We start from the raw sequence: 11588 nt of genomic DNA, 5'->3' as shown, positions 1-11588 counted from the left end.
TCTGGTATTAGCTCACGTTTCCGTGGGTTATCCCAGTCTTATGGGCAGGTTACCTACGTGTTACTCACCCGTCCGCCGCTAACCATCAGGAGTGCAAGCACTCCATCAAGTCCGCTCGACTTGCATGTATTAGGCACGCCGCCAGCGTTCGTCCTGAGCCAGGATCAAACTCTCCGTTAAAGTTAAGTTTGAACTGCTCATATCTTTTGACGAGGTATTGCTACCTCATTCACAAACGTTGCTCGTTGTTCAGTTTTCAAAGAACAATTTTCATTTCTTGCTGCTCCGACATTTTTCAACATCTTTCGCAACAGGAACTTTATCTTATCACAGGAGCTAATTTGTTGTCAACACTTTTTTTAAAAATCTTTTTTAGAAGATTCGTTTGAAGCGTTGAAGCTCTACTGCGCCGCCGCATCTCGCGACTGGATTTATAATATATCATGGCCTGTCCCATCTTGACAACAGGAAATATCAACCATGAATATTCTGCTTAATGCAGTCTCTCTCATAGTTGATACTCCAGCTTCCTTTGGACTATCCGTTGATCCACGGAATGCTTCTCGAGTTCACGTTAGAACGCTTCTGCGCCGTTTTCTTTTTTTCCGTGCTCTTCTTTTTTGTCGTCCGGGAAGGCGACCCTTTAATCCTCGCCTGTTGTTCCTTTTTTGTACCTACACTGGATACATGCCCTTCTTTGTCCGTTGTGGATGCCGATTCTCTGTTGAACTCCACTTCATGTTCTGCACGTTTGCCATGACCACCCGCTCCGATTGAAGCGTTACTCCCCAAAGACGAATTGGCGAATCCCGGAATGGATCCGTATAAGTTTGGATTGTAGAAGTGCATACCGTCCGAACCATACCCTGTTGGCTGCTCATAAGAATCGTTTCCTTGTGCACCTACTGGGGCGGCATTCATTAATGACTGATTCGCATATGGATGCTTGCCATGCTCTTCTCCACAACCACAAGCATACACAAATGGTTGAGCAATCGGCCCCCATACTGCTGTTGGTACTGCAGCCGGAATTGCAGAAGGAATATATCCCGGAACCGTCGATACTGCACCACCATACACAGGAGGATATGGCGGATAGATAGCAGTTGGTACAGGCGGAAAGCCAGGATTGCAGAAGACGGGTGTCGGTGGGCAGTAACACTCATAAGGAGAAAACGGTTGATTCGACTCTGTGATCGGCGATACATTCGGCTGTATATTCGATTGTACGTAAGGCTCGATATTCGGTTGAATGTTTGGTTGGACATTTGGATAGATGTTCGGGTGGATGTTCGGTTGTACGTAAGGTTCGATATTCGGTTGTATGTTCGGTTGTACATTTGGATAAATGTTCGGTTGGATGTCCGATTGTACGTAAGGTTCAATATTCGGTTGGATGTTCGGTTGTACATTTGGATAAATGTTCGGTTGGATGTCCGATTGCACGTAAGGTTCAATATTCGGTTGGATGTTGGTAGGGTACCAATTACTAGCTATATGATTACAACCACAAGGCTCATACTGTACAGGGGACACATATTGCGGCATAACTGGGACAGGAATTTCGTAGCTTGGCGGAAATGATGGAACTGGGGCGGCATAAGGTTGTTGCATGTTTGGCTGGTTTAGAAAAGATTGATTCCCCATAGATGGGTCAAAGTTTGACGGGTAGTTCATAGGCTGATTGTACCCTACCCATGGATGCGCATGTTGGGTACTTCCATAGTCCACCTTTTCCATTTCATATACAAATTGAGTTGCATGGTGTGGTTTCTTGACCTCTTTCTTGGGCTGTACAATCTCTTGGATAGGTTTTAGCTCATTCACTTGCTTGTTCTCTTCGTTCGGTTGAGGAACTTTGGTTTGCGGCATAACTTCTTTTTTCGGCTCTACAATTTCTACTTTTGGCTTCGTGATTTCAACCTTTGGCTTTTCCACTTCTTCCTTCGGCTTCACGACCTCTTCTTTCGGTTTCGTTACTTCTTCTTTCGGCTTCACGACCTCTTCTTTCGGTTTCGTTACTTCTTCTTTCGGCTTCATGACCTCTTCTTTCGGTTTCGTTACTTCTTCTTTCGGTTTCGTTACTTCAGACTTGGGCTTCGTCATTTCTTCCTTAGAGGATGGCGGTTTATTAACATTAGGGGCCGGAACATTGCTATCTGACTGCATTTTAGGGATGTTTACAACTTGACCGATCACCAGCACATTCGGATTTTTGAGCTGCGGATTCGCATCGATTAAAGTTTGAAGAGGTATTCCCCACGCTTTAGACAATTTCCATAGGGTGTCCCCTTCCTTTACAACGTGCTTGTGAACGATCTCATGTCCACTTGAGGGAACCGGAGTCGACGGGACTTTAATTTTCATGCCAACATCCAGTTCGTTCGGGTTAGCAAGCTGACTGTTCATAGCAATAAGTTCTTCTAAAGTAATTCCGTATTTTTTCGCCAGCGCATATAGCGTGTCGCCTTTCTTGACAATGTGTATTTTCACTTCATGCAACCTCCCACACGTTCGTCATCCTACTCTTACCGGACATAAGCCCGAAATCACCTACTTTATCCTATGCAGCAAATAGGCGTTTGACATCCATGTGTGCAATAAAATCAAAAAAAATCCTCCCTTGTTAGGGAGGACAACGATCCGGAATACTCGCACAGCACTACAAAACTACTTATATCATTGCAGCTTGCAGCGCTGTTATTTGTCTTTAATATATCTTTTCCCTCACCCATTTGAATCCGCTAATGAGAACTCATACGAATAACTTGGATAAGAACCAAGAATACGAACTTGGCAGCCGATCGCTTCAATTTCTTCGATGGCAGCAGGGAGCAGAACGGTATCTAACGCCATTTCTACATCAATGTAAAAGTAATAACTGCCTAATTTCCTCTTGGTTGGACGGGACTCAATGCGAGATAAATTAATCCGTCTCCAAGCAAATGCAGACAAAACCTGATGAAGCGCCCCCGGGAAATCCTCAGGCAAGGTAACCAAAATGGTCGTCTTATGTGCAGTTGAAGGAGGTAATTCTAGTGGTTTCCTCCCAATGAGCACAAATCGAGTAAAGTTGTTATTATGATCCGTCACTGTTGGCGCCAATATATCCAACCCATGCGTATGCGCACCTACAGTCGTTCCAATAGCTGCCCAGCCGCGACCTGGATTCTGCTTCACAATATTGATTGCTTCAGCTGTACTGCTCACATGTTCGAGTTCCGCATGCGGCAAATACTTGCGAATGTACTGCATGCACTGTGCCATCGCTACAGGATGTGACATTACTTTTTGAATACTTCCCCAATCTCCCTGCAGTTCCTCACGGCGTCCAATCAAATTCTGAATAGACGGAAAGACCCATTCCGCTTGAAACGGCAAATCCACCTCATGAACAATCCAGTCCATATGTAGGTTGACCGAACCTTCAATTGTATTCTCAATGGGGATGACACTATATTCTGAATCGCCACGCGCAGTCGAAAGAAACACATCCGAAATCAGCTTATAGTGTACAAATTGATGATCATGTCCTGCTAAATGCAATGCCGCTTCATGCGAAACGGAGCCTTCCGGCAATAATGCAATTCGTGCCATGTATGCTAACTCCTTCGTAGACTATTCAAGCATGCGCGCAGATAAGATTGATTCCATATCGCTCCATGTACCAATACATACTGCACCTTCATGACTCGGCTCCAATTCCTTTACAACAACATCGATTCGATGCTCACTAAATGTATCTCGCATAAACGAAATGAGTTCTTGGCTGTCACTGCGCTTGTCAATAAACGCAAGCAGAGTCGGGCCCGCGCCGCTGAGCGCGACACCAAGAGCACCATGCTGCACAGCATGCTCCAAAATATGAGTCATACCTGGAATCATCGGAGCACGGTATGGTTGGTGGAGACAATCCTTCATCGCTTCAGACAAGATGTCGTATCTCCCACTGCTCAACGCAGCTACAAGAAGTGAAGACCGACTGATATTAAATACGGCTTTGGCCATGTCTACTTGGCTCGGCAGCACACCTCGAGCTTGCTTTGTTTCAAGCTGGAACTGAGGGATAGCGACCACAGTGGATAGGTATCTATCCGGCTCAACACGAGCATAAGTCGTATGTTCTCCATCCCATGCAGCTGCTACAATCCCGCCTATGAGGGATGCTCCAACATTGTCAGGATGGCGTTCAATAGCCGTCGCCATGTCGTAGAGACGACCCGCATCGAGCGGTTCACCGATCAGCTGATTCGCCGCTACCAAACCGCCAATAATAGCTGAGGCACTGCTTCCGAGTCCTCTTGTCAACGGGATTTCACTATATACTTCCATTTCAATCGGGCGACGATCAATTCCCGCTTCATCAAATACTGATTGTGCAATTCGATAGATAAGATTGCTCTCATCCGTCGGTACCCCCTCAAGATCAGAGCCGTGCAATCGAATGATAGCTTGATCCGCTGGTTTCATCGCAACCCACAGATGAAGTTGAAGCGCCATGCCCAGTGTATCGAATCCTGGCCCTAAATTCGCGGTGCTCGCCGGTACACGCACGAGCACCCCTTCTTCCCGCCACATTATTGTTCACGCTCCAGCTTCGCAATTGCTTCCATAACAGCTTCTTCTGTATCCTGAACGACGAGCGGTTCCTTCGCTACTGTCTTAATTGCGATATTCGGATCCTTCAGACCGTGTCCAGTAAGCACGCTCACCACAGTCTCTCCGCCCTTGAAGTATCCTTCCTTATGAAGCTTCAGCACACCAGCAAGCGAAGCAGCAGAGCCCGGCTCAGCAAATACCCCTTCCCTCGCAGCCATTAATTGATAAGCTTCAAGGATTTGTTCGTCGGTTACGTAATTAATTTGGCCAGCCGATTGTTCAGCAGCTTCTACTGCTGTCTTCCAACTTGCCGGATTACCGATTCGGATAGCAGTAGCCACCGTCTCCGGATCCGAAATCGGTTCACCCTTTACAATCGCCATTGCACCTTCTGCTTCAAACCCTACCATTCTCGGCAGGGAGTCTGTCTTGCCGGCAGCATGATATTCCTTGAACCCTTTCCAATAAGCCGAAATATTGCCAGCGTTGCCAACCGGAATTGCAAGCACATCGGGCGCTTTCCCCAATTGATCACACACTTCGAAAGCCGCCGTCTTCTGACCCTCGATTCGATATGGATTTACCGAATTCACGAGTGTAATCGGGTGCTTGGCCGTAATCTCTCTCACGATCTCCAACGCACGGTCGAAGTTGCCCTGAATCGCAATAATTTTGGCACCATAGATCATTGCTTGAGCGAGCTTGCCGAGCGCAATATTATTGTTCGGTATGAGAACGATACAATTCAAGCCAGCACGAGCTGCATAAGCTGCAGCCGCAGCAGATGTATTGCCTGTAGAAGCACACATGATTGTGCGGCTCCCCTCCTCTACTGCCTTCGCTACTGCCATAACCATGCCGCGATCCTTGAACGATCCAGTAGGGTTCAATCCCTCATATTTGAAATACAAATTCAATCCAAGCTCTTCGGATAGACGATCCGCGCGAATGAGCGGTGTATTCCCCTCATGCAGTGTCAGCTTTGGCGTATTGTCGTTGATAGGCAAATATGATTTGTATGTTTCTAGTAGTCCCATGTATCTCATCGAAATAACCCCTTTTCTGCTGCCTGATTAGTGGATTAGCCTTCTACCCGATATGCACTCTTGATGGATTTAATAACATCCAAGTTTTCAAAATGCTTAAACACTTTCTTCATGTTCGCCTGGCTGGCTTGATGTGTGATAATGATAATTTCAGCATCTGGATGATGCGAATTCGGCTGTTGGACGACGGAATCAAGGCTCACATCGTACTCCGCGAATACTTGCGTAATCTGTGCCAATACCCCCGCCTTATCTTCCACATGAAGAAGAATAAAGTTCTTATATGAAATTTGATCATCTGTTTTTAATTTCTTTTCCTTATATGGAGTCAGCGCCCGCAATCCGTTCACGCCGAGCTTCATATTTTTGATGACAGCCGCCAAGTCTGCGACAACAGAAGTGGCTGTAGGCATCTCACCAGCACCAGGGCCATAGAACATCGTCTCGCCAACGGCTTCGCCATACACATATACAGCGTTGAAGACGCCATTGACCGAAGCAAGCGGATGAGCATTGCTGACCATCGTAGGCTGCACAACAACACTTATCTGATCATCCTGACGTTCTGCGATACCGAGCAGCTTCATCTCATAACCGAGACGCTTCGCAAACATAATGTCTTCTTTTTTGATTTGTGAAATTCCGCGAACTTCAACATCCTCCAACGCCACGTCCGCGTGGAAGCCAAGTGTTGCTAAGATGGCCATCTTGCGTGCAGCATCAAGCCCTTCTACATCCGAAGTAGGGTCAGCTTCTGCATATCCAAGCTGCTGCGCTTCCCTCAGCACTTCCTCATAGCCCGCGCCTACCTTGCTCATCTTCGTCAAAATGAAGTTCGTCGTTCCGTTCACAATCCCCATAATCTTCTTAATCCGGTCAGATGAGAAGCTCTCCATCAAGGTGCGGATAATAGGAATGCCTCCAGCTACACTTGCCTCGTACAATACATCGCAATGATTCGCTTTCGCTTTGGCCATAATTTCACGCCCGTGCAGCGCCATTAAGTCTTTGTTCGCCGTAACCACATGTTTGCCGCGCTCCAGCGCATCCATGATATATTGCTTCGTTGGCTCAAGACCACCCATGACTTCAATCACAATATCAATATCCGGGTTGTTAATAATATCTTCTGCATGTTCTGTTAGCTTATGTTCAGGAATGCTAATGCTGCGCTCCTTATGAATGTCATTCACGAGTACCTTCTCAATTACAATCGGCGAGCCCACTTGGCTGGACAAATCCTCTTGATGCCCCTCCACAATACGTACAACACCAGTTCCTACCGTCCCCAATCCTAGCAATCCAACTTTAATCGGCTTCATAAATCAGTTCCTCCCCTTCTCCCAGCAGCTGTCTGTATCTAATGTAGTTATAGAGTAATACCGATGTAATTAAGCAAGTACACTTACCCTTGTCCGATGATCGTCACACGCTTTACCCCAGGGATATCCCGAAGCGCATCCAGCATATTGCCGAATGGCTCTGCGATAAGTGACGTTTCAACCGAGATTACAACATTCGCAATTCCTTGCAGGGGTATCGTCTGATTGATTGTCAATACGTTTCCCTCATAGGAAGCGACAGAACCAAGCACTTTAGATAAAATGCCTGAACGGTGATCCAAATCCATTGAGATCGTTACAATCCGTTCGCGCTCCAATTGATTGAGCGGAAAGATACCGTCTTTATATTTGTAAAAAGCACTGCGGCTCAAATCAACTCGTTCTGCAGCTTCATGAACCGTCTTCACTTCACCTGTCGCGAGCAATTGCTTCGCTCTTACCGTCTTCACTACCGCCTCTGGCAATATGTCTTCTCTCACCAAGTAATATCGCTCTGCCATGATTGAGTCCTCCGTATAAAGACTTTTGTTTATTTATAGAGGACATTATAGCGGATATGTGCGCAAGTTGGCAATAGGCCAATCTATAAATATTTTCTCTAATCCATTTTACAGGCATAAAAAGTTTAATCTATTATACACGATTATCCCTATCGTCTTCCTTGTTTTTATTTTAAAGTAATGAAAAGACGAAAAAAAAAAAAAAAAAAAAAAAAAAAAAAGAAACCTTCTCTTCCCTTCACAGTAACAGTATAAAATGATTAAATTTGAAACTGCTTCATTTTTCCATAGAGGAGGTAAAGTTATTCATGATGCACACACTGCTTGGTACTACTCAAATACAGGTGTCAAAGCTCGGCCTAGGATGCGCTCCACTATCTGTAGCTGGCAGACCTGACCGAGGGCAAGCGATCGCGACCATCCAAGCTGCCTTCGAAAGCGGAATCACGTTATTTGACACTGCCGATACGTACTGCCTTGATGATCACGATCTCGGCCACAATGAACAATTGCTGCAAGAAGCACTATCTGCCTACTCCACGGAAGAGTACCTAATTATTACAAAAGGGGGGCTAGCTCGTCCGAATGGGTCCTGGATATGCGACGGCCGACCCGATTCTCTTCGCTCTGCATGCGAGCTCAGCTTACATACTCTAAAGCGGGAATGCCATCCTCTATACATTTTGCACGCTCCCGATCCTTCTGTTCCTATTGAAGAATCTGTTGGAGCGTTAAGCCGACTTCAGGAAGAAGGCAAAATTCTCCATATAGGCCTATCTAATGTTACTGTGAGCGAGTGTCAGCGTGTCCAGCAAATCGCACCCATCACTTGTATTCAGAACCGTCTCCATCTTCATGACAGACACTCGAATGACGTGCTTCGATACTGTGATGAGCATAGCATCAGCTTCATTGCGTATAGCCCATTCGGTGGGCCGAGCAATTCCATCCATTTGCAGAACCATCCTGTATTGTCAGAACTGGCACAGAAGTATTCGGCAAGCCCTTATCAGATTGTGATTGCGTGGCTGCTTGCACTATCCCCTAATCTCATTCCCATACCGGCAGCCACCAAGCCTTCCTCTATTCAAGACAGTGTACGCGGAATGGATATTCTGCTGGATGAAGCTGACCTGCTTCGTCTTACGAATATTGATCAGGCCAATACTCCTACTTGATCGAAGCGCGCCACTTCCATTGGCTCAATAAACAAAAAAAAGAACGCCCGACCCAAAAGGGTCAGGCGTTCTAATCATTTTCTTATGAACTTCAATAGTAGCTGCTGCCTTCTACGAACTCAAATTCAAAATCAGCAATGCGGACAATCGTCCCATCAACTGCACCACGCTTGCGCAGCGCTTCATCAATTCCCATGTGGCGCAGTGTCCGCGCAAAGCGCAAGATCGCATCATGAGAGTTCATTTGCATGCGCTTCAGCATATTCTCAACAGCTTCGCTCTCAACTACGAACGTATCGTTCTCGCGGCGAATTGTAAATTCTGAATCATGTCTTGTCTTCTCGAAGCGATAGATTTTACGCTCATCAACCTCTGCCACTGCTTCGACTTCAGGAGCATCAGGCAACTGCTCAAGCAACTCCATCGCTCGGTAGAGCAGCTCTTGAATACCTTGCCGTGTCAGCGAGGAGATTGGCATAATCTCAATATCGCTTCCCGTCATCTCGCGAACCTTCTCACGGAATACCGCCAAATTCTCTTCTGCCTCAGGCATATCCATCTTATTAGCAGCGATAATTTGCGGCCGCTCGGACAACTTCTCATTGTATAACTTCAATTCCTCGTTAATCTTCACCCAATCATCGAATGGATCTCTACCTTCCATGCCCGCCATATCCACAACATGAACAATGATGCGGGTACGTTCAACGTGACGAAGGAATTCATGACCCAATCCAATACCCGTATGAGCTCCTTCAATCAACCCAGGAAGATCGGCCATAACGAAGCTGCGTCCTTCTCCGACATCCACCATGCCTAAGTTCGGTGTAATCGTCGTAAAATGATAAGCACCAATCTTCGGCTGCGCCGCAGATACAACAGACAGGAGAGTTGACTTGCCGACACTCGGGAATCCGACCAAGCCGACATCAGCCATGACCTTCAATTCAAGGATAACCCAGCGCTCCTGACCTTCTTCTCCATGTTCTGCAAGTTCCGGTGCAGGATTGTTCGCTGTTGCGAAGCGGATGTTGCCTCGTCCTCCACGGCCGCCCTTGGCAATAACAACCTCTTGGCCTTGACGGGTAAGGTCAGCAATAACTTCCTTCGTATCATCATCGATGACTACCGTACCAGGGGGAACGCGGACAATCATATCCTCCGCATTCGCTCCATGCCGGCTCTTATTCCGGCCCTTCTCCCCGCGATCTGCCTTAAAGTGCTTCTGGTAGCGGAAATCGACAAGCGTACGCAATCCTTCATCTACACGGAAAATAACGTCGCCGCCATGTCCTCCGTCACCGCCAGCGGGACCACCCATTGGCACATACTTCTCTCTGCGGTACGAGACGATTCCGTCGCCTCCGTCGCCGCCTTTAACATAAATCCTCGTCTTATCTACAAACATGCTGTCACCTCATTATGCACTGCATGGCACGACTATTTGGTAGGCGTCCTGCCCATCATGATGATTCGCCGACAACTGCTCCAGCCGCACGCCGCGTTCCATCGCAATTCGTCTCAGCTTCTCGGCCACTTCGCCCGGCCGAAGCAGTTTACCCTCTAATTGATATTGAATGTTAAGCTGGCTCGATTCACACCATATCGCAAGCTGCAGCGGGCAATAAGCGTCCCCCTGCTCCTTGGATGCGAAGCGGAATGTGTTAACCGTCTCGATAATCATATTCGTCAAGCGGACAGTGTCCACTTCCAGGTTCAATCGGTCGAGTTCAAGAGGCTCTGGTATCATTACCTTGAGCGGCATCGTACCGCCAGAGGTACGGTGCTGCATCAAAAACATAACGAGTTCCGGAAAACCAAGTTTGGCAATTCGGCTTTCCTCCGCCATTCTTTCTTTTATTGTTTCCACGCAGTCCGGTAATTTATCGTACTTTTTCAAACGAACATATCCATACAGAAGCTGCAAGTCGTTCATCCAATCATGCCGCTGATGATTCATTAAGTGAATTGCCGCTAATTGGGTTTCTTGAAGCATTCGTTCTCTTTGTCGTTGTTGTTGTCGCGAGAATAGCAAAAATGCTCCGCCAATACTGGCAGCCACAACGAATGCGAGTCCAATACGCCACCCGATGTGCATATTCCAACCAATGATAGCTGCTGTCCCAGCTGCAGCGACAGCCCAGCAACAGCCGATCCATAAGCTTGTCCTATTCATCACTTCGCTCCCCGATACTCACACATTTCCAGTTATGTACAAACTCCCCGAATTTCAGTATATCACGCGCCTGAAACCTCGTCCAAACAAAATCATACTAAGAAATAAAGGATTTGCACAAATCATTCCAGTAACAACAGAATTAGAAACAATGTGGACCGCGCTGATGGCGGCATTATGCGGGAAATAATGAGCAGACAAAAAGGAATTGATGTGGCATAGCCCCTTCGAAGCATTTCCTCAGATGAGCGACTATGTTATCTCTCGAACGAACAACAACTTCGGCTTTGCACAGGCTTGGTACAAGCTTGGCATAAGCTCTACATAAGCTGTGCACAGGCTCGACATATCTTGCACTTTGCCAAACAACGCATTGTCGTCTCTTATTCATTAAAAAAACCCCCGGCTCAAGCCGAGGGTTCTTCAGTCGTCTTAGTTCTCCACAGCTGCTGCAACAGGTGCAACTTCAACCGGGTAGACGCTCGCTTTTTTGCGATCGCGGCCCCAACGTTCGAACTTAACAACGCCATCCACTTTCGCGAACAGAGTGTCGTCCTTACCGATGCCCACGTTGTTACCTGGGTGGATTTTCGTACCACGTTGACGCACCAAAATGCTGCCAGCAGAAACTACTTGACCGTCGGAGCGCTTCACACCAAGACGGCGACCGATACTATCACGGCCGTTCTTTGTGGAACCTACCCCTTTTTTGGATGCGAACAACTGAAGGTTCAGTTTCAACATTA

General features: G+C 47.0%; 10 protein-coding genes and 1 rRNA gene. 1 reads left to right on the top strand and 10 read right to left on the bottom strand.

Annotated elements, in window-relative coordinates; all coding sequences use genetic code 11:
- From BP95_RS0128300 to BP95_RS0128270, 7 genes are all read right to left on the bottom strand, one after another.
- Positions 1-180: ribosomal RNA gene (locus BP95_RS0128300) — 16S ribosomal RNA — on the bottom strand; the annotation flags it as partial.
- A gap of 357 nt (positions 181-537) precedes the next feature.
- On the bottom strand, positions 538-2493 hold the full coding sequence (locus BP95_RS32185; protein ID WP_051614210.1) for a LysM peptidoglycan-binding domain-containing protein: 1956 nt from the start codon (positions 2491-2493) through the stop codon (positions 538-540).
- 234 nt (positions 2494-2727) lie between these two features.
- Positions 2728-3597, bottom strand: coding sequence for a prephenate dehydratase (gene pheA / locus BP95_RS0128290; RefSeq protein ID WP_021254236.1), 870 nt, complete (start codon positions 3595-3597; stop codon positions 2728-2730).
- A gap of 21 nt (positions 3598-3618) precedes the next feature.
- Positions 3619-4578: a homoserine kinase gene (gene thrB, locus BP95_RS0128285; RefSeq protein WP_021254235.1), complete on the bottom strand. Its 960-nt coding sequence runs from the start codon at positions 4576-4578 to the stop codon at positions 3619-3621.
- Positions 4578-5645, bottom strand: a complete 1068-nt coding sequence (gene thrC, locus BP95_RS0128280) for a threonine synthase (protein ID WP_028533801.1) — start codon at positions 5643-5645, stop codon at positions 4578-4580. Before thrC ends, thrB begins: the two co-directional genes overlap by 1 nt.
- Positions 5646-5680: 35 nt before the next feature.
- A complete protein-coding gene (locus BP95_RS0128275; RefSeq protein ID WP_021254233.1) occupies positions 5681-6967 on the bottom strand; it encodes a homoserine dehydrogenase in 1287 nt (428 codons plus the stop codon).
- An 83-nt stretch (positions 6968-7050) separates the two neighbouring features.
- Entirely contained in the window at positions 7051-7488 is a 438-nt protein-coding gene (locus tag BP95_RS0128270) for an ACT domain-containing protein (RefSeq protein ID WP_021254232.1), read from the bottom strand.
- Between the two features lie 308 nt (positions 7489-7796).
- On the opposite strand from BP95_RS0128270, the gene BP95_RS0128265 reads away from it, so the two are divergent.
- On the top strand, positions 7797-8666 hold the full coding sequence (locus tag BP95_RS0128265; protein WP_021254231.1) for an aldo/keto reductase: 870 nt from the start codon (positions 7797-7799) through the stop codon (positions 8664-8666).
- A gap of 91 nt (positions 8667-8757) precedes the next feature.
- Here the strand turns inward: BP95_RS0128265 and obgE are convergent, their stop codons facing one another.
- The 3 genes from obgE to rpmA form a co-directional block, all read right to left on the bottom strand.
- Positions 8758-10074 carry a GTPase ObgE gene (gene obgE / locus BP95_RS0128260; RefSeq protein WP_021254230.1) on the bottom strand — a complete coding sequence of 439 codons (1317 nt, stop codon included), beginning with the start codon at positions 10072-10074 and terminating at the stop codon, positions 8758-8760.
- A 12-nt stretch (positions 10075-10086) separates the two neighbouring features.
- Complete coding sequence (locus BP95_RS0128255; protein ID WP_021254229.1) at positions 10087-10842, bottom strand: Spo0B domain-containing protein; 756 nt, start codon at positions 10840-10842, stop codon at positions 10087-10089.
- Between the two features lie 432 nt (positions 10843-11274).
- Complete coding sequence (rpmA, locus tag BP95_RS0128245; RefSeq protein ID WP_021254228.1) at positions 11275-11586, bottom strand: 50S ribosomal protein L27; 312 nt, start codon at positions 11584-11586, stop codon at positions 11275-11277.
- Positions 11587-11588: the final 2 nt, after the last annotated feature.

Origin of the sequence: Paenibacillus sp. UNC217MF (genome assembly GCF_000686865.1) — a bacterium.
Taxonomy (GTDB): Bacteria; Bacillota; Bacilli; order Paenibacillales; family Paenibacillaceae; genus Paenibacillus_B; species Paenibacillus_B suaedae.
This window is presented reverse-complemented; position numbering and strand designations above follow the sequence as displayed.